The sequence below is a fragment of the Paenibacillus sp. EPM92 genome (assembly GCF_016586185.1).
GTDB lineage: Bacteria > Bacillota > Bacilli > Paenibacillales > NBRC-103111 > Paenibacillus_G > Paenibacillus_G validus.
On sequence record NZ_BCPS01000009.1, the window covers coordinates 137026 to 160598 of the forward strand.

Here is a 23573-nt window from a genome sequence, read left to right on the forward strand (position 1 = left end):
TAATATAGCATATCCTTCATTCGATGAAAATGAACATATCTTGGCGCTTTGAGGAAAATTCTTGCTAACCGCACCATAAACCGCAGCTCGTGCGGCCCATGTACCTTCTGAAACGCAAAGAAGTCCCGACGCATACATCGGGACATGCCGGCTGCCATTCGATTCATTAAAAATCGAAGTACGCGCTTCTCTTATGTTGGATAAGAACAAGATCTTCCGAATAGGTAGCGCCTTCCGATCTCGTACCGTCCACAAACTCGCCTTTAAAGGAGAGGAAGTTAAAGCTGCCATCCACGAAATACCGATTGTCGCAGATGAGCAATTTCTGGTGGGTCTGGCCGTACTTCATTTTGAATAAATCGCCGTACCTGCTAAACTTCTTGACCAAACTGGCGGCCAAGGGGACGGTTTCGTCCGGTTTTCCATATTGGCGGGAGGAGGGGTCGCTAATTCCGTACAAAATCTTAATGCGAACTCCCCGCTTCAGGGCTTCTTCCAGCATGCGAATAAAATCGGCGTCGACGACTTTTTTTGGTAATCCAAGGGCTGATGATGTTGATTTCTTCCTTCGCCTCCTTCAAGGCAGCAAGGAAGATCTCGCGGATCTCGTGATTTTTAAGCGAACGCTGCTTGGGCAGCGCCCGTTCCTCTTTAATGGTGGCGATCACTTCTTTCTTAAGCGCAGCTACGATTTCTTTCATGTCCACTTCAGGCTTTGGACCGGGGGTCGCTTTCCTCTGCCTTTTTACCGGCTCAGGCTTCGGTCTTTCTGCCGGAGCCTTGCGCGTGATGCTGGCGGCGCGGGCAATCTTCGGCTTATGATCGCTTGCCAAATCGGCGAGCGCCTCTTCCAGCAACGCGATGCCGCTAACCTGCTGTAAACGCTGGACATGAACAGGCTCCAGGTTCAATCCTTGAATAAAGGTCCCGTCCAAATCAAAAAATTGAATCGATTCGTCCTGCTGCAGTTCCTCTAAGCCCACTTCCGATTCGATAAACTGCCTCGCCTGCAAGGCGTAATGCGCGTTGATCTCGAAGAAGGCCGGGAGCTCGATAAAGGGCTTGATCGCCTGCATATACATGCTTCGTCTCTCCGCCGCTTCCTTCGCAGAGGGCTTGCCGTACGTATCTAAGACGAAATAGATCGGTTTATTACCGTTCGTTTTACCGAATCCCTTCGCCTGCAGCTTCTCGATATAGTCGGTCAACATGTCCGTAGAACGGAAATATCCCCAGCTCATGTTTAGAATAATTAGCACCATGTCCGCGCCTGTAAGGTCCGGCAAACGGTAAAAGTCGACCTCTTCGTCTGAATCGGGATATGTAATTTGAGCCTCTTTATGTGTTGTCCATAAGTTAATGTTACCCATCAAGGCAAATTCAATCCCGTTTACTAAAGAAGCACGGGTCCACTGGATGCCTATCTCCTCGTAGCTATACGAAAGGGTTATATCCCCTATGGTCAATCCCTTTGCGCCAAGCTTCTCATGCAGCAAGTCCCGCAGATCGTTCGGATGCATCCGCCTGCCTTTCGGCGGATAGGTTTCTACAGGCAGCCCCTGATACTGGTGATGCGTGATCTGTAAGGCCGGCCGCTGCGAATGTTGGATAAGAATCCCATTGCCATGTATATTTTTATCCGGCAGCAGCCTGTAGCCTAGCAGCGCATTCATGACTCTTGCCGTAGTTTCCCCTTCAACTCCCAGAACGGCGACTCTATAATTCGCTCCCGCTTCCATATATGCATATCCCCTCCGTGTGATTAGTACTGCACCCCCGTAATTTTGACAGCAAGGAAGGTCATGTCATCATCAAGAGCGGCTTGCTCCCGGAAGCCCCGGACATCCTCCACAATGGCGGCAGTCAGATGTTCGGCCGAAGCGGCCTGGGCCAGCTGATGCTCGAGACGGTCGAATCCATACATGCGGCGCTGGCATAGGTTAATAAGCCTATACCCAGCGTTACGGGTATGGGGGACGCTTCATCCCCGGTCATCCTCGGCTATGAGCACGCGAATGTCTTCCATACTTCACCTTCCTCTTTAACATTTCAATTCGCCCTACTCGCCCAATGATAGATTCATCGGATAGATCTCTTTGATTATAAACGCAAAAAAACAAAGATGGACACTTTTTTGAAAGTCGCCCACCCTTGTTCCTGTTTCAAAATGAAAGTCAATTAAACTGTAGATCGCTCGATAAGTCGAAAATCAAATTCCCGATATTCCGGTTCGGTTTTTTTCTTCGCGATTTGGTCGTGGACAATCCGAAACGCACAGCTTCCCATTTCCATAAGCTGATTATCTATTGTAGTCAGATCGAAAACTTCTGCGATGGGTTGATTATCAAACCCGATAATGGCAAGATCATTAGGCACTTCGATCCCGTTTTTCCTTGCTTCCATAATGATTCCTGCAGCAACCTGATCGCTGGTCACCAGGAGGGCGGTAGGCCTTTGTTCCATTGTTCTCAGTTTGTTTAACACCCCTACCCCATCTTCAATTCTATAGCTTTGATAAAACATCCATTCTTCCCGGAAAGGCTGATTTATGGAATGAAGCGCATCCTTGTACGCTTTCAAGCGTGATTGACTGTTAGCGCCGCTATTTCTGCCTAAGCAAAGACCAATATATTGATGTCCCTTTTCAATTAAATAGTTGATACCGTATTTAAAACTGGTGTAGTGGTCGAGGTAGACCGAAGAAACGGGCGATTGATTGACATCCTCACATGCTACAATAGGTCCGTATCGGGTATAGGGTTCAATTTGCTCCAAGGGCATGCTTTTTGAACAAATAATGATGCCGTCAATTTGCTTCATTTTCAACATTTCCAAAACGGCTGTTTCATTGCATAACTCATAATTGGTCTGACATAATATTAATTGGTAATTCTCCTTGAAAGCTTCAGCTGAAATCCCTTCCATTAATCTGGAGAAATAGGCATGGTTAATAAACGGCATCATGACCCCGACCAGATTGGTCTTTCCCTTAATTAAATGAATAGCATTCATATTTCTGGTATATTCCAATTGCTCGATGGCATCGAATATAGCTTTCTTTTTATCTTCACTTACGTACGGCTGATTGTTTAATACACGTGAAACCGTAGAAATTGAAACATTAGCCAACTTGGCAATATGTTTAATATTGGCCATCTGACCTCCTCCTTGCTGTATGCTTCCACTAACGATTCACCATTTCTTCAATCCTAGCAGCTTCTCGCCTAACTCCGTAAGAACAGCCCGCTCGTATTTTTCCCGTTCCCAATTTCGGGGGTCTCCCGGAAACGCGAGTCCCTCCGGAGTCAATCTCTGATCCCAGGAAGCTATTCTCGAATGCAGTAACTCTTCATCATGCTCTTGTGCAGGGAACATGGAAATATATTGAGAAAGGCAGGGTTTGCTAGAAATGTTTTGACGAATGCCATGAGCCAATTTACTGTTAAATATAAGCAGATCGCCAGCTTTCATAACCAATTTCGTCGGAGTAAATCCGGTTGTATCCGGTTTATACGGATTCCTGTCTTTAGGCTGCGTTTTCACCCATTCGTCGAAATTTCGGTATAGCTCAGGAATGACTTGTAATCCTCCCATTTCTTCGTCCGTATCCACTAAGAAGAGAATACCCTGAACATTGACAGGAATAGGGTCCAACGCAGTGTTTACATCCCAATGGATAAACCCGTTCCACTCAAATCCCGGCTTAACAGGAAAATTGATGTTGCATCGATCAATGGTTACCCATAATTTTTCATCTCCCCATATATCCACGAATGACTCATACACCTTTTGCGTCGTACGATTGTCCCATAGATACTGATGATGATACAACTCAACCATACCCGTGCCCTGCAGTTCTTTCATTTGAATTTCGCGCCGAGGCGGCGTATACCAAGTGGAAGGATCGCTCGGATTTTTTTCTTCAAATTCCCACATGAGGTCTACCATGCGATCGATTTGATTCTTTGGAATGACATCTTGAATAATGACATATCCGTTTTCATTCCAGAACTGCCAATCCTCTTCGCTAAGGACCTTCAGTGGTTCATTGTTTAAACGCTGATTGAATGGGGTGGTGATTTCAACCATGTTATTGACTTTATTATAAGGTTTCATTCGATAACCCTCCAAGTAATAAGAAGTTTTTTTCAATATTAGAAAGGACTCTTTTTTTGACAATTTACTGTACATTCAGGGTTGGTATTGGAGCGCTTGCAAGCTAGCTTACACTTATGTGCAAATTCGCACGAGGCTTGTAACTTGATCTCCGGATTCATCACATGCAGCAGCTCCTTATTTGGTTGTGCATGTTTATCGCAGGATCGGTTATGATCCATCCTGACTTACCTCCTAGTGTGACAAAGTAAGATACTGTCTGGCTGCTCCAACCGGCCGGTTATAGGTTTCGAGCTGCTGTATTTGTATCTTATTTTGTGAAAAGCATACCATGTCAAGAGCCTTTTATTGCTTTTTATCAAGCATCCAATGGCTTCCCTTCCCCTATAAAAATAGGGGTGCAAAGCGTTCCTTTGCTCCCCCTACGGTTATCTCTATTTTACGGCTCCCATACTTAAGCCCTTCACCATAAACCGCTGAAAAATAAAAGCGACCATGATAACCGGAATAATCCCCACCGTAACCGCTGAAGAAATTTCGCCCCATAAAATGGCATGCCCCGTCATAAATCTTTGCCCCGCCACGGTAAATGTTGTTGCATGCAAATCCGAGAATACAAGGGAGAAAAAGTATTCGTTCCAGCAAGCGGCGAACGTTAATACCGCTACCGCAATGATACCTGGAGCCGTCATTGGAAAAATGACGCTCGTCATGATCTTAAATGTAGAGGCTCCATCAAGCCCGGCAGCCTCATCAATTTCGTTCGGAAGTTCCCGTACGAATCCGCGAATAATCCAAATGGCGAGCGGCAGATTAAAACTTAAATAGATCAAAATGAGACCAAGCGGGGAGTCGACTAAACCGATAACACTAAACAACACATACGTAGGGATAATAAATACAGCCCCGGGCAGCATGCGTGTTGATAATAGCCAGAGCTCATACTTCTCGCCTCCGGTATTATGCCTAGCCATCGTGTAGGCCGCAGGAAATGCAATCATGATCGTAAGGATCGTACCAAAAACAGAAGTCAATATACTATTCTTCAAATAAAACCATACCGGGAAATTCGCATCCTGAAAAATTCGTTCATAATGCTCGATGATGGGTGCAAAGATCCACACGGGCGGTTGAGTGATGATTTGCTGGTTCGTCTTTAAAGAATTTAATAGTGTAAGTAGAATCGGGACATTGAAAACAAGGATAAAACCAGCTATGAGAACATATGCCCATCCATTCTTTCGTATCTCGTTCATGTTGTCTCCTTCTTAGCGGAAAGTGTGCGGCCCATCAATATTCGGAACATGATACGAACGGCCCACGATAGTAGCAGGAACAGAATAAAGGTGACGGCGCTCGCCTTGCCAAAATCTCCGCCTTGAAAAGCCGTTTGGTAAATATAAATGGATAAGGTCCCGAAGCCATCGGCTCCGCCTTTAATAATATAGAGATGGTCAAACGTTCTTATTAAATCCAGGGTACGAAAAATCATCGCTACGGCAAGTGCGGGACGTACCAATGGGAACGTAATCTTCCCAAACATTTGCCATGCGTTCGCTCCGTCGATCGTTGCCGCTTCATATACATCAGAGGGAACCGCTTGAAGGGCCGCGTAGACTAACAAAAAAATAAACGGCGTCCATTGCCACGTATCGATCAGAATAAGAACGATTTGTCCTAACACCCCTGTAAGGAGCGGATCTGAAATACCCAGCAGCGTTTGAATATAATAAGCTAAATTTCCCGTCAACGAATCAAAATGACCAAGATACATAATCCCCACCATCGCCGGAGCAATCATCATAGGGGTCAGGAGAAACGGGAACCAGAATTTCTTCCCGGCCGTACAACGATTAACAAGCAAAGCCAAGGCAAAGCCGAATACGGTTTCCAGCAATAAACAGCCTGCCAAATAAACGGCGCTGAAATTCAAGGTGCTCCAAAAATTCACATCCAGGAATAACCGGCTATAATTGTTCAGCCCGTTAAAGCGGGGTTCGTTAAAGTTATGAATGTTTACGTCCATAAGGCTAAAAAACAAATTAAAAACAAAAGGGTAGAACGTGACACCAAAAAGAATAACGGAAGCAGGTGCCAGCATGCTAATCCTTGCCAGTTTACTCATTTCATTTCACCCTGTTTCGTTTTCTCTAATTGAGTTTTCATATCTTTTTCCGCGCTGCTCAATGCTTCATCCACGGTTATGGCACCGCTCCAAGCAGCGTTTAACGCTTTATTCATGATGTTCGAGCTGATATAGGTCATTGGAAGGATGGGGGGTTCCGATTTTCCGTGCTTGTCTACCTCGTTTGCCAGGAAAGAATAGTAATCGCCATACACTTCTTTCACTTTATCGCTTTTAAATATAGATTGACGTGGAGTTGATCCCCCTCTTAGCGTGTATTCCAGCCCCCCCTCTTTTCCAGAGAGGTAAGCGATAACTTGAAAAGCTTCACTTTTCTTCTTAGAGCTGGCATTGATGGCCAGTGTGATCGAATGAACATGGTAACTTCTCTTAATCGATCCGTCTTGTTGCTTGACGCCCGGAATTGGAGCATAACCGACTTTATCCGCTACCAACGGAGATTTATTTTTATTGGATAAATCAGCCCATGCCGCATTCCACTGCTGAATAAAGGCTACCTTCCCCGCTTGAAAAGCACCCAAAGTTTGCGGATACTCGTAGTTGGTATAGTCTGCCGGCACCCATTTATTTTTGACCAATTCGACGCCATACTGCGTCGCTTTCTGTCCAGCTTCATTGTTTATGCTTGGAGCGCCTTCTTTATCAAACAGCTCTCCACCGTATGCCCAGAATAGCTCTTCCCACATATGCATCGGTTCCGCAAATCCTGCCGCAGCGTATAACGTTGTACCGAATTGTGTCGGTGAATCCGAATTCGTGCTCTTGGAAAATTTCCTGGCCGCTTCCAACGCCTCGTCCCATGTTTGCGGAGGGACCGGAAGTAAATCTTTACGATAAAAGAGGACCGGTTCTGACATATCGACAGGAATGCCATATTGCTTCCCTTTATATTTCCCGGTATCCAGACCGGCTGTAATAAAGTCTTGGATGGCGAAATTCGAATCTTCAGCGATATAGCTATCTAAAGGTTCCAAGAAGCCCCCTTGTGCGTATTGGGGTACAAACCAGCTCATGGGATATACAATGTCGATAGTATCGTTTTTGGATAACAATTGACTTGTCAATTTGTCCGCGTACCCGTTCCTTCCGAGCAATGAAAGATTAATCTTAATCCCCGTTTCTTTCGTCTTCGTTTTATTCCAGGCATCAACAACGGGTCGCATAGCTTCACCTTCAGGACCTTCCCACATCTGAAGATTAACTACCGTTTCCTTTGCGGAATTATGTCCAGAAGATGCCGTTTCAGGCTGGGGGCTGCACCCCGTCAAACCTAAACTAACGAATAAAGCCGAAATCAATAGTTTTTTTGCTTTCAATTCAAATTCCCCCTGTAATGAGTTGGTTTCAAATCATTTCTTCCTTTATTTTTGTAAGCGATTTCATTTTTGTTAGATCGATACGCTGCTGCCCGAATTTAGCTACCGGTGTTCCCACGGTATTAAATTCGCAGCAGCAGCGATGATCCCTATCCTAAGAAATGACTATACGTTACCATGACTTCGAGCCCAGCAATTTTTCGCCTAATTCGGAAAGTACAGCCCGTTCGTATTTTACTTGTTCCCAGTTACGGGGATCTCCCGGAAACGCCATGCCGCTAGGCGGGATTCTGTCGCTCCAAGACAAGATTCTGGATTTTCTTAATGCTTCATTTTGCTCCTGTGCCGGGAACATCGATACGTACTGGGCGATACGCGGCTTCGTAGAATGATTCGGACGAATGCCATGTGCCAGCATGCTGTTGAAAATAAGCAGGTCCCCGGCCTTCGCCGTTATTTTCGTTGGGGTAAAGCCGGTTATGTCAGGTTTATGCGGGTCTCTGTCCGCAGGTTGAGTCTTCACCCACTCATGAAAATCCCGATACAGCTCGGGAATACATTGGAACCCTCCCATTTCGGCATCCGTATCCACCAGTGACAATACACCTTGAACATTGACTGGAATCGGATTCAAGGAAGTATTAACATCCCAGTGTATGAAACCTTTATATTCATGACCGGGTTTTAACGGGAGGTTGAGATTACATCTGTCGATGCTGGCCCACAGGTGTTCGGTTCCCCAAATATCAACGAAAGCGTTATATACCCGTTCATACGAACGGTTATCCCACAAATACTGATGGTTATACAGCTCAACCATGCCCGTATTGGCCAGCTCCTTCATCTGAATTTCGCGGCGTGGAGCCGTATACCAGGTTTCCGGATCGTTTGGATTTTTTTCTTCGAATTCCCAAATCAGGTTAACCAGTCGGTCGATATTTTCTTGTGGAACGGCATTAGGAATAATAACGTAACCATTGTCTTTCCAGAACTTCCAATCGTCTTCGCTCAGCACTCGCAAAGGTTCATTATTCGGACGTTGATTCAATTTAAAATCAGTTTCAAGAATATTATTCACTACATTTTCCTTTTTCATTTTACTGTCCTCCTAAGAGAAATTAAGATCGCCGTGCCTTACAAAATGAAGCGTAATTGATGAAAACGTTCTCAGGTCAAGAAGTTTTTTTCGTTTATTTAATCGCATTAACAGTCAAGCAGGCTTAATTGTTTTGTTTGTCAGGTTGTTCAAATAGAGCATTTATTTGTGAAATGTGTTCCGTATGCAGCGAGAAATTCAAGTCAGCGCAGCTTTCAGAAATTTGCTCCGGTCTCCTCGCGCCGATGATGACGGACGGAACCATATCCCAACGCAAAGCCCAGGCAATGACAAGCTGGCTTATGGAACAGCCATAGCTTTCGGCGATGGGACGGAGCTGTTCAACGGCTGCGAGACTTTTAGCTAATTGTTCCTGCTTAAAAATCTCTTCTTCGCTTCTCCAGTCTCCCTTCTCAAAATGCGCTACCCCTTTAAATTTCCCTGTCAGGATTCCTCTGCCTAGTATTTTATAGGGCAGAATCGAGATCTGACCCTTAGAAGCGTATGGAATCACTTCATTCTCGGGCGACCTCTCCAACAGACTGTATTCAATTTGATTCGAAACAAGGGGCAAATACTTACCCGCTTCTTTCATCTCTTCCACAGAAAAATTGGATACACCCACGTAGCGAACTTTACCTTGATCTACTAATCTGCTTAATGCTTCCATCGTTTCTTCAAGCGGCGTCTCAGGATCCGGCCAGTGAAGCTGGTACAGGTCAATTCTATCTGTTTGCAGCCTTTTTAAACTGTCCTCACAAGCTTGCCTAATATAATCCGCTCGCAGGTTTTTTCGAAGATTCCCCTGATTGTCCCACTGCATGCCTACTTTGGTGGCTATAATCACATCGTCTTTATGGTGTTTAAAAACTTTCCCCAATAAGGTTTCTGCATACCCGAACCCATACATATCAGCGGTGTCAAAAAAATTAACGCCCCTATCCCGAGCATGAAAGAGGGTATGCAGAGATTGTTGTTCATCTGCCGAACCCATACCATGCCCGGAGATCGGCCACGTTCCAAAGCCTATTTCAGAAACCTTTAGTTCGGTTTTGTTGATATAATTGTAGTTCATTTCCCCTAGACCCCTTTCAATATCGTTTTTTTCCATAAAATAACGTAAGGTATGAAATGCTTTTCAGGTCAAGTTTCTTTTAAAACAAAGAACAGCAGTCCAGAACAATAAAAATCAGTTCCAGACTGCCGCTTGCTTTATTTTATTGAACGATTACCGTACAGCACATAATCGTTACAGCCTTTTTCCTATGCGCTAGGCATGCCTTACAGCTCCGCTTCGTACTTCTGTTCGCCTAAAGCCGGACATCGATGGGGAAGACAAAACTCCAACAGCGTTTTGCCCGTTATACAATTCTTTGTAATAACCGTTCAGCTCCATCAAATGCTTGTGATTGCCGCTTTCGACAATGCTCCCGTTTTTAACAACAAAAATCGTATCGGCTTCAAGCACCGTTGAGAGCCTGTGTGCGATCATAATGATCGTTTTTTCACGACCTATTTGATAAATCGATTTCTGGACGAGCTTTTCGCTTTCATTATCAAGTGCGCTGGTTGCTTCGTCTAATAGAATCAGGGCCGGATCCTTTAAAAAGACGCGAGCGAGTGCAAGCCGCTGCTTCTGACCACCGGAAAGCTTAATGCCTCTTTCGCCGATTTCGGTATCATACCCGTTGGGTAAGGCACAAATAAAATCGTGAGCGAAGGCTTTCTTCGCTGCGGCAATCACCTCTTCATCCGCAGCGTCGAGCCTCGCCATTCGAATATTGTCTTTCACCGAAGAGCTGTATAAAAAGTTATCCTGTGTAACGATCCCCATCTGATTCCTTAGACTGGAGATCGAATAGTCCTTGATGTTAACGCCGTCGATAAGAATTTCTCCGCCGTCTGCATCATACATCCGGGTCAAAAGTTGTAAAATCGTACTTTTGCCGCCTCCGCTCTCGCCGACAAATGCGTAGGTCTTCCCTTTTTGAAGCGTGAAAGACAAGTCTTTGATCACCTTATCCTCATTATTGTAGGAGAAAGAAACCTGATGGAATGTAATGGAGTCCGTAAACTCTTTTAATTCATAAGGACGATCTTTTTCTTTGATGGTGACGGGAGTGTGTAAAAATTCGAACATCCTTTGCAGAGCAACGCTTCCTTCCGTGATCGCAGGAAAAGCTTGAACCAAGGCCGTGACGGGGCTTCTCATTCGATCTACATAGGCAAAGAAGGCAATTAAAGTTCCAAGGGTCAAACCGCCGTCTATGACGTATAAGCTGCCGACCAGCACAACAATAAACGGAGTCACATCGCTTAGAACGTTAACCGAAGCTAAGGATATCGCATTCATTCTGGCTTGATGATCCGTAAGACGTTCATAATGAATCAAGTGTTGATCGAGTTCTTCTTTATCCTTTCTTTCGGCTGAGAACAGCTTGGACCAAAAGGCTCCCTGGATTTTTTCAAATATAAATCCACTGAGAATTGAGCGATAGCTCATCATCTGGCGCGTAGTGGTTTTTAACCGCCTGGAAAGGAGGTGAGCGAGCGCAAATTGAATCCCGACCAGCAGAACGGCAAGCAAGGTTAACTTCACGTTCAAGGTAAGCATCACGCTGACGACGAAACCCAGCACAACCGTTTCGATCCAGATGTTGGAGAAGACAGCGGTCATGAACCCTCTTATTTTTTCGATATCGTCGAAGAGACGCGACCCGACTTCCCCGCTTTTATTCTCAGTAAAATACTTCGTATCCAGGGAATGAATTTTATGAAAAGCATCGGTACGCAGCGCCTTGATGATATTGTTATTGGCTTTATGCAGGAAAAATTGCCTGACGTATTCCATCGGCCCGCGAATTAGGAAAAATACAACAAGCATAATAGCGGCAATGAGAAGCAATTGTTGTATCTTTGCTGCATAGGACAACGCTTCGTTCTGAAGTAATTCATCAAATAAATATTTAATAACCAAAGGTACGCAGAGCGGGATCAGAAACCGGAATAAACTGCCGACAAATCCTAATATATAAAGCTTCTTTTGTTTGCTGACATAGGGTAAAAAGTGGTTGAAGCTGCTCAAATGAATAACCCCCTCTACGGAATAAATTTATTCCCAACTCTTCGGTTCCTATAAATCTCCAACAGGTAAACAGCGAAGGTGAATACCAGCATCGTCAGGAAAACGGCTGTGGATATACCCACTATGCGCTTAAGTTCTTCGTTTCCTGTAAGCTCCAGGCAAACGGCCGCACAAAAACATAAGAGTAAACCGATCTGGCTGACAATCCCCATCCAATCCAATATTTGATCTCGCTTCATGGTCCCGCTCCTTATTCAAGTAGTTCTGTTGCGTATTTTTTCGTTAACACGATGCTGTTCCTATAAACATCTTATCGTGAAAGGAGACCGTGCAACGCGCAAACAATGACCAAGGCAGCGCAAAAGATTGCGGTCTGCACGCAAATGTTGAGGAACCGGCTCTGCAAAAAAATCCCCTCCGGCAGCAGCTTTGGAAAGCCGTGTGCCCGGAGGGGAAAACAGATACCTATCAAGTCCGTCGCCTAAGGCTCGCTTGCAGCGATTCAGCCATGCGGCATGGAGACTTTTTAACTTAGCGTCTTGCTGCGATGAGCACAGCACGGTAGCTTTCGCTTCAGAATGAATCGTCTGTCCATATAAACCGCGGCCAGAACAGCTACGGCTAAGGTTAGAAGCAGCGCTCCATAAGTTTCAATAGGGAACGGGTTGCCTTCAAGACGGAAATCGTCAGCCCGAAACTCAAGTCGTTTCACCGCATGTTTAGCGGTTAGAAGGTCCTCTTGCTTCGCTAAATCTTCAAGCTGAACCTCGAACAAAAATCGATTCGGGGAATCGGCATGAACGAACTGGAGTTCCATGGCATTGCCCCTCTCGTTCCAGCTTTTGATTTCCTCCGTTGCCCGTAATTTTGCCTCGGTGCCCGGAACGATCATTTTATCCAATTTCGGGAGATTGGACATCGTATGTCTGGCGATCACGTTCAAACCGTGTTTCGTCACAAGCGGCTGATCCGTTCTTGACACGGACAGAACTCTAGTCGTTCCGGAGTCGGAATAAATATCAAATACGGAAGCCACCGCCATTTCCCCCACACCGTCATACAGCAGCACGCCTGCCTTTGTCTTGTTCCACTGGAAAGCATTATTCAATACATAGGTTGCATAGCGGTAATCGAGATAAAATGGCTCTATTTTCGGGTTTTGAAGGAAGTGGTAAGAAGGATAATTCATTTCCTTCGCTACTTTTGCCGCCATCGGTTCGCCCAGCTTTTGTGAAATGACATAGAGAACGGCATCGATCCCTGACGATATGCCTGCCGAGGATATCATCTTATCGCCATTCGTCACATAACGCTGATCCCATTGCCAGTTTACTTCAGGATATTTCTTGGTAAGGATCCACTTCGTTTGCCAATGCGATGCTGCAATCTTCCCATTCAATAATCCGGTAGCGGCCAGATTGTCCGATCCGGCGCATATGCTTAACAGCGTAGTTTCCTTGTGCTTTAGTATCCATTCACGGACAGGTTCATATTTCTTCGGGTCCCCCATCGTCATGAAAGGGATCGCGATAATGTCGGCGCTTCTTCCCAGCAGTTCATCCAGCTCTTGAAAAGAGTAGTGCGGCACCACATCCAATCCGCCTGTCAGTGTCTTCACCTGATTGTCCGCAGCAACGGCATACACATTGTATGCGCCGGTCATCGAGAACATTTGGTACGGAATCGTGAAATCCAAGCCCTCCGTATTTTCATTCCCCAGCAAAACGGCAACCGTAGGTTTATTGGGATCATGTTCGGGTTTCTGCATTCCTTGCAGAGAAGGAACGGGTTCCTTGCGAACCGAGCCCCAGAACGCTTTCTGAGAACCCAAATATCCGAACGCGGCGACCCCGCCCACAAACACAGCGATCATACTTAGATAAACTCCGACTCGTAATAAAAACTTCAACATCCGGACCATCTCCTTCATGTTCCTTTTAAGATTCAAGATTTCATCGCAAATGATATCCCTTTCAATCATTCCCTAGATGCCGCGGACCTGCCCCTCGATCCGGTTCAATCGGGAGACGAGCGTCTTTGACGTTTCGTCCATTCATTCCACCCTGACGACAAAAGGTACTGTAATCAATTGGCCGTTCCGCTGGAATTGGGCCCATATTTTATAAATCCCGGCACCTGGGAAGCTGGTGACAAACCGCGCCTCCGGACCCTTCGCTTTCTCATCGACCGGGTGAACGTGCAGGTATTGCTCCGTGTCCTCGCTCAGTATGACCACATGGCCGACAGCGCCCAAATAGGGTTCCAAATCGGTTATAGGCTCCTGTGTATTCGCATCGGCAAGCTTGAAAGCCAATTCAACCTCCCCGCCGGTTTGCGGGTGATCGTTCTCAAGCGTTACCTGCACACCATCCACAACCTTCGAATGCTCGCGATCGGGCTTAAGCGGTACTTTATTGGCGGAAGCCCCCTCTACCTTGATCCATTCCGTTCGGGTCGTCTTCCCCCCGCCGGCGGGAACATAGTCGGCTATAAGCTTGTAATCGCCGCCGGCAGGGAAAGTGGTCGCGATCTCGAACTCGCCGCTGCCCTTATACTCGGGATGAATATGATCGAAGTATGACAAATCTTTGCTGACGACGATCAAATGCAGCAGCTTCTCATGGTTGATCTCAAAATTTTGAACCGGTTCCTTCTTTTCGTCCTGTATGTGAATCCGCACCGTTGTTCTTTCCCCGGCCCGGGCATTCTCAGTAGACCACACCGCATCTGTTGCCATTGAAGCCTTACCGTCCTTATCGTTACCATGGCCATGCGAATCCTGCTTCTTTTCCTCCGTTGCCGCTTGATCGGCCTTCGGAGCGTTCTCTTGCTTCCCGAATCCATAACCTGCAAAGAACGACATGCCGACAAGCAAGATAACCAATACGAATTGCATCCTACCGTTCATACCTCTGTCTCCGTCCTTCACCGTTTTTTCCGCATCCTGCAATCGAAGGGCATTCAGTACGACGGACACCGAACTCAGCGCCATAGCCGTTCCGGCCAGCCATGGTTCGAGATAACCGAATGCCGCAATCGGTATGCCGATCACATTGTACGCAAGCGCCCAGAATAAATTTTGCCTAATATTGACCATCGTGTTCCTGCTCATGGAGATCGCGTCCGGAATGCTGTTCAGATCTCCGCGCATCAACGTCACGTCTGCCGACTCCATCGCTACGTCCGTTCCCGTTCCGATGGCCATACCGATATCCGCCGTCGCCAGCGCGGGAGCATCGTTGATCCCGTCTCCGACCATGGCTACTTTCTTGCCGGCCGCTTGCAGCTTCTTCACTTCGCTGGCTTTGCCTTCCGGAAGCACTCCAGCCAGAACTTGATCGATTCCGACCTGGCTTGCAATCGCCTTGGCCGTACGTTCATTATCACCGGTGATCATCACGACTTCGAGGCCAAGCTGCTTCATGCGAGCCACTGCTGATCTGGAGGTTTCCTTGACCGTATCCGCTACGGCCACGAGTCCGGCATATTTTCCGTCAACGGCAATAAGCATGGCGGTTTTTCCTTCGGATTCCAATCCGTTCATTTCCTCATAGGCATGCTCTACATTCACGCCGTGCCGCTCCATCAACTTCCGGGTCCCGATCAGCATTCCCTTACCCTCGACGATCGCCTTGATCCCGTAGCCCGGGATCGCCTGGAACGATTCGGCCCGCGGGATGGAAATGCCTTTCTTACGAATGCCTGCTACGATGGCCTCCGCAAGAGGGTGTTCAGAATTTTTTTCGGCTGCGCCAACCCAAGAGAGCAGCTGCGTTTCATGGAAGGCCCCCTCCACCCGAATATCCGTCAGTTCCGGTTTTCCTTTGGTTACCGTCCCGGTTTTGTCTAATACAATAGTCGAGACCGAGTAGGTATTCTCCAGGTGCTCCCCGCCTTTAAACAATATGCCGAGCTCGGCTGCACGCCCGGAGCCTGCCATAATCGATGTCGGTGTCGCAAGCCCTAATGCGCAAGGGCATGCAATGACGAGAACGGCGATCGCATTCTCCAGCGCTCCGGCGATATCCCCAGGCTCCAGGAAATACCATGCGAGGAAGGTTACCGCGGCGATACAAACGACGATCGGTACAAAGATCCCTGAAATCACATCCGCAACTCGCTGAATCGGCGCCTTGGAGCCTTGCGCTTCTTCCACGACTTTAATGATTTGGGCAAGCGCCGTCTCTTTCCCGACTTTGGTGGCCCGCACCCTTAGTACGCCGTCCTTGTTCAGTGTCGCCCCGAACACAGGGTCGCCGGTTCGCTTGCCGACCGGCAAACTTTCACCGGTCAGCATGGATTCGTCGACGGCGGCTTCCCCTTCTACGACGATGCCGTCCACCGGCACTTTCTCGCCGGGTTTTACGAGGAACATATCCCCTACGACTACGCTCTCTACCGGCATGCGAATTTCTTCGCCGCCGCGAATGACGAGGGCCGTCTTCGCTTGCAGCCCCATCAATGATTGTATGGCTTCCGATGAACGGCCTTTGGCCAGATGCTCAAACAGCTTGCCGAGCAGGATCAACGTAATCAGTACGGCGCTCGTTTCGTAGTATAGCTCTGACGGTTTGTCGCCGATTGTGACGTACAAGCTGTAAAAATACGCCGTCGATGTTCCTAACGCTACGAGCACATCCATGTTAGCGCCGCCGTTACGCAGCGCCTTGAATGCCCCGATATAGAACCTTCCTCCAATTAAGAACTGAATCGGGGTAGCCAGAGCGAATTGAAACCATGGATCCATGAAACGATCCGGAACCCAAATCCAGGACGTGAAAGAGAAATGCCCCACCATCGCCCACAATAAGGGAAGAGTCAACAGTACAGAAAAAAGGAGTATCCATTGTTGACGTCGAATTTCTTGCCGCCGGCGATCCTTGTCGCTCTTCAATTCGGATCGGAGCTCCGCCCGGTACCCCAATTGTTCAATTTTCTTGATGATCTCGGCGGCAGTAACCGTCGACGGAGCGTATTCTACATGCGCCGTTTCCATGGCAAGATTAACTGTCGCTTTGACGCCTTGCATTTTATTAAGCCCTTTTTCTATGCGGGCAGCACACGCGGCGCATGTCATTCCTGATATCGCAAGCGTTCGGCTCTCACTCATATTTCATCCTCCGCTCTTTACGATGTAACGGCAGTCCGAACGATGCTCTCGCGGCTGCCGGACAGCGGTCTCTTACGGCACTTTCACGACAAAGGATACTGTAAACACTTGATTGTCCCTTTGAAATTGCCCCCATACCTTATAGACCCCGCTCCGCGGAAACGTCGTCTCGAAGTAAGCATCCGGTCCCGTTGCCTGCCCTTCATCGGCATGGACATGTACATACCGCTCGCCGTCCTCCGACAAGATCACGACATGCCCGATCGCCCCTAAATAGGGCTCAAGGTCGGTAATCGGCTGATTCGTTTGTTCATCCGCGAGAGTAAAGGTAAGCTTCGACTCTTTTTTAGGTTCCAGTTGGTCAATGGATAAGGTTACCCGTTTCCCGTCGACGATTTTCTCCAAACTCGCATCCGGCACGACCGGTACCGGTTCGGTACGCTTCCCTTCGATCCGAACCCATTCCATTTTCGTCATCGAATCGCCGCCGGCAGGCTTAAAATCGGCAATCAGACGATATTCCCCGCCCGCGGGGAAGTCATTCTCGATCTCGAATACCCCGTCGCCTTTGTACTCGGGATGAATGTGATTGAAATAAGCTAAATCTTTGCCGATCACGATCAGATGCAGCAGCTTCTCGTGATTGAGCTCGAACTTGTCGATCCGCTCGCCGTCGTCCTTCTTGATTTCGATCCGAATCAGCGTCCCTTTCCCGGCCTCGGAAGCTTTCCCGTCGTCAAGGGTCCATACCGCTTTGACGTTGTCTGCCATTATTCGATTGCTTGCAACGGACACGTTCTCGTTCTCCCATGACGGTTCCGGCCCGCAAGCCGTAAGCAGTACAGACATTAATAATAGGAGCAGGATGCGTTTACTCATATCGAAGCGCCTCGCTTAAGCTGGTTTTTGCGGCTCTGGATGCCGGTGTGAAACTGGATATCAAACTAATGAAGATCCCGAACAAGCCGATGATGAGCAGGATGGTCCCGGAAACTCCGAATTGATAGGTTAATGAATGGATTTCCAGGAACGTTGAAGTGATGAATATCAGCAGAATTCCAAATGCGCAGCCGATCACCGTAGCGGCCAGCCCGATGCCGAAACCCTCCAATAAAACCATGCGGATCAATTGGCCGCGCATTACCCCAACCGCGCGCATCATGGCCAGTTCCCGAACACGCTCCATAATGTTCATCATCAGCGTATTCGTGATGCCGATTCCCGAGATCAAGATCGACAGAATCACAAGGAAGTTGATGACGCTGAATGAACCGGTATAGGTTGCGCCAATTACCGACACCCAGTCTTCCGGTCCGAACATTTCCTCGATCCTTACCCCGAATTGGTTGAAAATATTTTCCCTTAATTGCAGCGGCGTGATGTTCTCGTCCTTAAGAACAAGAGCATTTCTTTCATATTTGAGCCCGAAGCGGTCCCGGAAGCGGTCTTCGCTCACAAACGCTCCATAACCGCTATTCTTCATCGTCTCGACAACCGCAACCACTTTGAAGGATACCGGGCCTTGAAGCGTCTCCAGCGAGATGCTCTCTCCGATTTGGCCGCCCCATATCCCGTAAGAAATCTTATCCATAATGATCTCATCTTTATCCAGATCGTTGATGAGCCCGCTGTGCGATGTCCCCGAAACCGCGAACAGCGGGAAACGATCGATCCACTCCGCCCCGACGCCGTAAACAGGGAGTTTGCGTTTTTGGCCCTGCAGATTCCAGATAACGGATTGCAAAGGGTAGGTTACCGCATCAGCCACGCCTTCGGTCTTCTTTAACGACTCCAAATCCGTCTGTTCGATGTGATGAAACATAATATCCAGATTTCCGCCGTAGGAAGAATAAATGACTCTTTCGTAAGTCTGGATGAGGGCGGAGTTCAATGAGCTCATCAAGAGAATCATCGCGATCCCCAAACAAAGGATCACCGAGGTCATCGACGTACGACCCAGATTCCGGGTAAGATTGCGCGTCGCCACTTCACCGCTAAACCCGAACAGGAGACGATAGACCGGCCTTAACAAGACAACGAACATTCGGAACAGGTAGGGGAAGACTAGCGCAACGCCGATCAACAATGGCAGGATCAGAAGCAAATGCTTGATAAAAAAGCTCGACAGAATCAGAAGCACGCCGATGATGCCTTGCCATTTATTGAGGGAAGCCTTCTCCGACCGATTTTCCTTTAACACCGCGATGACGCTCACTCGACCGGCTTGGCGGATCGGGTACAGGGAGGCGGCAATCGGCACCAACACGCCCGCAATGATGGATACAACAACCCCCTTTGAGAGCTCGATGCTTCCTTCGTCATGGACATTGAACAACATAAAGATGATGGTCTTTAAAAGATATGCGAGTCCATACCCGATGAACAAACCTGCCGCTGTTCCAATCAAGGAAAGCAGGAGCACCTCGAACAGAACAAAGGCTCGCAGCTGCTCGGGCGTATATCCAATCGTCTTCAGCGCGGCAAACTCTTTCTTTCGCTCATTAATGCTCACGTACAGGGAATTGAATATGACAAAGGCGCTTAATGCAATTCCAAGGCATCCGGCGATATATAACGCGAGAAAGAACGTATCCGCATCTTTGAATTGGGAATTGAAATCGATGACGACAGGCTGCATATAGATATTCTCGTAACGATTTGCCAGTTCATCGATCTTCTGCTGCACGGCCATAACATCGGGTCCGGGGAGGGACTTAATTTGTACGCTCTCGATCTTTCCCGACAATCCAAACCAATCCTGCAGGACGGGGAGCGGGACGGCTACCGACCATGGATGATACTTGGCCATCGTCCAACTGGATGGTCCCATCAATTCAGCTGTATACTTGACGATGGCGGATATTTGAATCCTCCTGATTCCCTTGTCTGTTTCCAGAGAAATCGTATCGCCCACATCGGCTTTCCACACCTTCGCCGTTCGATCCGTGATGATGGCGCCGCCTGTAACCAAGCTTCCCTTGATCGTTTTAAAATTCGTAAGCGGTGTGTCCAAATGGCTGTATCCGCTCAGATCGACTCTTTTTTGAATAGCGGTTATTCCCTCTTCTTCTAAATACAGCTTTGTATTTTGTTTGAGTACGGCGACCGAAGCCGTGTCCCCAAGTTTCTGAACTTCTCTAAACACTTCTTCCGAGAAATAAGCTTCGGTCCCGAAAATCGAATAGTCCGCTTTGCCGAAGGCCGCTTTCAGGTAGAGGGGAAACGCCTTCTTCGCGGAATCGACGGAGGCGATGACCCCGAACGTAGAAGCGACCCCGATGACAATCGACATGACCGTCAACAGCGTTCGAAGCTTTCGGCGCATTAAATTACGCCATGCAATTTGCCAGAGATTCAATGAAATTCCGCCCCTTCCCATTCGCCTTGGACCACTTCTCCGTCCCGGAGCATGATGACCCGGTCCGCCGTTTTCGCTGCATGCCGGTCGTGTGTGACCATGACAACGGTAATCCGCTCTTCTTTACTCAATCGGGACAGCAGCTGCAGCACATCCTGACCGTTTTTCCGATCTAAATTCCCCGTAGGTTCGTCCGCCAGGATCAGGCCCGGCTTCATCGCAAGCGCTCTTGCGATCGCCACGCGCTGCTGCTGTCCGCCGCTCAGCTGTGATGGAAAGTTCGATGCTTTCCCTTCTAAATTGACCTCGCGGATCAATCGGTTGACGATCGAATCGATTTCCGCTTTCGGCGTTTTATTCGCCGCTAGAGAGAGCGCGATATTCTCCGCGACAGTCATCATGGGAAGCAGCTGGTAGTTTTGAAATACGAAGCCCACTTTCGTCCGGCGAAACAAGGTTCTATCTTTCTCGTTCAACTGATCCAGCCTGACCCCATCGACAGTGATGGTGCCGGAGGTCGGAAGGTCCAGGCCTCCGATCAATTGCAGCAGTGTACTCTTACCCGAGCCGCTGGGACCCATGATGGCAATGAATTCCCCTTTCTTAATGTGAATATCATTCTGCTTTAAAGCTGTGAAGCTGCCCGATTCCAAAGTAAACACTTTGGACACTTTCTCTAGTTTGATCATCGTTTGTCGTCCTCCTAATGGTCTGAGAATGAGTACCCTTGCTTGGTATGAGACCATCATAATACAGGTAATGAATGGCCAACGCGCAAACGATGCAAGCATCCCCGCAAAATTTTGCGGATTCCGCGCAAAACATGAGCCCTCTTTTCCACAAAACAAAAGACCGGTCTTTGACCGGCCTTCAATCATCGTTCGTATAAAATTAGTATAAATCCTCTGTTGGAAGAATCCCCAAACTTTTTGCCTTCTTAATGACCTCCACGCGCGAGCTGGCATGCAGCTTTTGGAAAAGCTCCGTCAAACTATATTCCAATGAGCGCTGGCTGATCATCAACGTTTTGGATATCTCTTTGTTGCTCTTGCCTTTAGCCAATTCCCGAAGCAGCTTATCTTCTTCTTGGGTGATCGTGGTTTCATCATGACCCGTCTCCCCTTGCACAATAATCTCCTGACGCCTCAGCTGCTTAAGCAGCTGCATAGGGACAATGGCCTCTTTCCTTGCCGCGCAGCGAATGGCTTGGATGAGCTGTTCCCGGGTGGATGTTTTGGCAATGAAACCGGAAACGCCTGATTCCATGAGCAAATTGAAGTGCGGCGCGATTTCAAAGCCTGAATAAATGAGGATGACGGCATCAGGTACATACTCCAGAACTTTACGCGTCAAATCGGCGCCGTTCATATTCGGCATGTATAAATCGAACAGCATCACATCAAATTTTTTGAGACGAACCAAGTCAGGCACGCCATACACATCGGTTTCAATCGTGACATTCATGTTCGGCTCGGACTCGATCAGCATTTTCGTTCCCTCAACAACCGAACGATGATCGTCAACCAATAAGATCTCCATATCGTTCACCTTTAAGCTAAATTTTTGGAAAATGAATCGTTACGTGAAAACCTTGCTGCGGGGCTGACTGAAATTCCACTTTCCCTTCCAAGCTAAGCACCCTTTTTTCTATCCCGGCAATCCCCATATGCTGAAATGAGCCCTCGAAAGCGGATAAATCCATCCCGACCCCATCATCGGAATAAGAAAAATGAACATGATCTGCACGGCTGATCAGCGACATCGTTATCTTATTGGCCTTAGAGTGTTTGGAAGCATTGTTCAGTAATTCCTGAACGATTCGGTACATTCCGAGAATTTGCTCCTCGTTCAGTGAAACATTCAACGGATCAGCCGTGAATTCAATCTCATAATTGGAGAACATCCTCGTATACTCAAAGAGACTTTTTAACGATTCGACCAGTCCCATCTTTAGCAGGAACGGCGGCCGCAGCTCGTTGCAAGTAATTCGGATCTGATGAATGGCATCTAATAGACCCTCTTCAATCTGCATCAACTCACGATGTGCTTCCTTCTCGAAGGCTCCGGTAGAACGTAACGATTCCAGCCTGCGATACCAAATAATTAAATCCTGAAGCACCGAATCGTGCAAGTCGCTGGATAGCGAGGATCGTTCTTTTTCCGATAGTTTAAATAACAGTCTAAGCATCCATTTAGGCGTTTCGTTGGTCGTTACCAAGTCCTCAAGCCGCTTCATGAGGTCTTCAATCAAGTGAAGGTTATCGTAAAGGATGGTGACATAGTGAACAGCCGTCTCAAGCCATTCTTCCTCAATCCTAAGCAAGGGATGCTCCATTGCGATTCGTAAATAGACCGGCTGTTGCTTCTCGCCGATTTTAATCCAGGTATCATGCGGACTCATGATGGCAGCTTCCTGCCCCCTCGGCACTTCCTCGATGGAAACAGCAGTGACTTGCAGCACTGTCCTTACCTCATCGATGAGCCGATTCTCTAGCTCGGATACTTTCATGACGTTGGCCAGATCATTCGAGAGCCCATTTAAGCTTTGCTGGAGGAATTTATACCTTTCCTCCCTTTTGATTAACTCCCTCTCCTCTGTTTTTCGCTTCGTAATATCCTTTACAATACCATGAATACCATTTAAGTTCCCCGAAAGGAAGATAGGCACGAACGTGATACTTACAATTTTCTCACCTTGCTTCGCGTTATGGAGGCGGCATTCAATATCCCTGGGCATCCCCTGCTGCATCACCTCGAGAAGCGTTTCGTATACCAGCGGATGGTCTTCATCAAAAATCATTCCCATAAAGCAACGATCTGTCAGCTGGGATAACTCCATGCCGGTAATCAGTTCGAAAGCACGGTTGGCATTGACAAAATAAAATCGGTTCAGCTCAATAGAAAAGACCCCGTCCAAATTGTTTTCGAATAAAGACTTATACCTTTGTTCGCTCTCTTCCAATGCCAGCTCCGAACGCATTTTTTCAGTAATATCCAGAATGATACCGTCCAACCGTTCTACTGCTCCCGTATGGTCCAGCCAAGGATGGATGATCAGTCTTCCCCACCTCGTTTCTCCCTCCACATGGATGAATCGAAACGCTTGGCGAACCGGCAACCCCATATCCAGCTTCCTTTTCACTTCTCCCATTAGAACAGCATTATCCGCGGGGTGAATATGATCATGTAAACGAATCGGATTATCGATGAATTCACTCCTCGGTATTCCGGAAATCTTCTCCATACTTTCGGAACAGAACGTATAGCGGGTAAAATCTTTATCGGTTGACCAAACCGCAGCGTTTACATTATCCAGTATGTTCTCCAGCAGCTGCTCCGTCTTTTT

General features: G+C 47.6%; 17 protein-coding genes and 2 pseudogenes. All 19 read right to left on the reverse strand.

What is annotated here, in order from left to right; all coding sequences use genetic code 11:
• Nucleotides 1–166 precede the first annotated feature (166 nt).
• Entirely contained in the window at nucleotides 167–502 is a 336-nt protein-coding gene (locus JMF85_RS01865; RefSeq protein ID WP_054795727.1) for a phospholipase D-like domain-containing protein, read from the reverse strand.
• Nucleotides 465–1739, reverse strand: a complete 1275-nt coding sequence (locus JMF85_RS01870; RefSeq protein WP_201317642.1) for a phospholipase D-like domain-containing protein — start codon at nucleotides 1737–1739, stop codon at nucleotides 465–467. The genes JMF85_RS01865 and JMF85_RS01870 overlap by 38 nt, the downstream gene beginning before the upstream one ends.
• 23 nt (nucleotides 1740–1762) lie before the next feature.
• Nucleotides 1763–1924, reverse strand: a complete 162-nt coding sequence (locus tag JMF85_RS01875) for a SpoIIE family protein phosphatase (protein ID WP_201317643.1) — start codon at nucleotides 1922–1924, stop codon at nucleotides 1763–1765.
• A 254-nt stretch (nucleotides 1925–2178) separates the two neighbouring features.
• On the reverse strand, nucleotides 2179–3156 hold the full coding sequence (locus JMF85_RS01880; RefSeq protein ID WP_201317644.1) for a LacI family DNA-binding transcriptional regulator: 978 nt from the start codon (nucleotides 3154–3156) through the stop codon (nucleotides 2179–2181).
• Between the two features lie 36 nt (nucleotides 3157–3192).
• Nucleotides 3193–4116: a phytanoyl-CoA dioxygenase family protein gene (locus JMF85_RS01885; protein ID WP_201317645.1), complete on the reverse strand. Its 924-nt coding sequence runs from the start codon at nucleotides 4114–4116 to the stop codon at nucleotides 3193–3195.
• 434 nt (nucleotides 4117–4550) lie between these two features.
• Nucleotides 4551–5372 (reverse strand): carbohydrate ABC transporter permease, encoded by an 822-nt coding sequence (locus tag JMF85_RS01890; protein WP_054799098.1) that lies wholly within the window; start codon nucleotides 5370–5372, stop codon nucleotides 4551–4553.
• A complete protein-coding gene (locus JMF85_RS01895) occupies nucleotides 5369–6241 on the reverse strand; it encodes a carbohydrate ABC transporter permease (protein ID WP_127606648.1) in 873 nt (290 codons plus the stop codon). The genes JMF85_RS01890 and JMF85_RS01895 overlap by 4 nt, the downstream gene beginning before the upstream one ends.
• Entirely contained in the window at nucleotides 6238–7578 is a 1341-nt protein-coding gene (locus tag JMF85_RS01900) for an ABC transporter substrate-binding protein (protein WP_127606646.1), read from the reverse strand. The genes JMF85_RS01895 and JMF85_RS01900 overlap by 4 nt, the downstream gene beginning before the upstream one ends.
• A 172-nt stretch (nucleotides 7579–7750) precedes the next feature.
• The gene (locus JMF85_RS01905) at nucleotides 7751–8674 is read right to left on the reverse strand and encodes a phytanoyl-CoA dioxygenase family protein (protein WP_127606644.1); all 924 of its coding nucleotides are present in this window, start codon (nucleotides 8672–8674) and stop codon (nucleotides 7751–7753) included.
• A gap of 124 nt (nucleotides 8675–8798) precedes the next feature.
• Nucleotides 8799–9749 carry an aldo/keto reductase gene (locus JMF85_RS01910; protein WP_164751772.1) on the reverse strand — a complete coding sequence of 317 codons (951 nt, stop codon included), beginning with the start codon at nucleotides 9747–9749 and terminating at the stop codon, nucleotides 8799–8801.
• A 195-nt stretch (nucleotides 9750–9944) separates the two neighbouring features.
• Complete coding sequence (locus JMF85_RS01915) at nucleotides 9945–11759, reverse strand: ABC transporter ATP-binding protein (protein ID WP_201317646.1); 1815 nt, start codon at nucleotides 11757–11759, stop codon at nucleotides 9945–9947.
• Nucleotides 11760–12285: 526 nt separating this feature from the next.
• Nucleotides 12286–13671: a DJ-1/PfpI family protein gene (locus tag JMF85_RS01920; RefSeq protein ID WP_127606638.1), complete on the reverse strand. Its 1386-nt coding sequence runs from the start codon at nucleotides 13669–13671 to the stop codon at nucleotides 12286–12288.
• A 75-nt stretch (nucleotides 13672–13746) separates the two neighbouring features.
• A pseudogene (locus JMF85_RS01925) lies at nucleotides 13747–13809 on the reverse strand (metal-sensing transcriptional repressor); the annotation flags it as partial.
• An 894-nt stretch (nucleotides 13810–14703) separates the two neighbouring features.
• Nucleotides 14704–16869: pseudogene (locus JMF85_RS01930) on the reverse strand (heavy metal translocating P-type ATPase); the annotation flags it as partial.
• A 72-nt stretch (nucleotides 16870–16941) separates the two neighbouring features.
• Nucleotides 16942–17748: a hypothetical protein gene (locus JMF85_RS01935; protein ID WP_201317648.1), complete on the reverse strand. Its 807-nt coding sequence runs from the start codon at nucleotides 17746–17748 to the stop codon at nucleotides 16942–16944.
• Nucleotides 17741–20227: an FtsX-like permease family protein gene (locus tag JMF85_RS01940; protein WP_201317649.1), complete on the reverse strand. Its 2487-nt coding sequence runs from the start codon at nucleotides 20225–20227 to the stop codon at nucleotides 17741–17743. Before JMF85_RS01940 ends, JMF85_RS01935 begins: the two co-directional genes overlap by 8 nt.
• Nucleotides 20224–20916: an ABC transporter ATP-binding protein gene (locus tag JMF85_RS01945; protein ID WP_054795715.1), complete on the reverse strand. Its 693-nt coding sequence runs from the start codon at nucleotides 20914–20916 to the stop codon at nucleotides 20224–20226. Before JMF85_RS01945 ends, JMF85_RS01940 begins: the two co-directional genes overlap by 4 nt.
• 202 nt (nucleotides 20917–21118) lie before the next feature.
• Nucleotides 21119–21766 (reverse strand): response regulator transcription factor, encoded by a 648-nt coding sequence (locus JMF85_RS01950; RefSeq protein ID WP_141334088.1) that lies wholly within the window; start codon nucleotides 21764–21766, stop codon nucleotides 21119–21121.
• Between the two features lie 16 nt (nucleotides 21767–21782).
• Entirely contained in the window at nucleotides 21783–23558 is a 1776-nt protein-coding gene (locus JMF85_RS01955) for a PAS domain-containing sensor histidine kinase (protein ID WP_269103138.1), read from the reverse strand.
• Nucleotides 23559–23573: the final 15 nt, after the last annotated feature.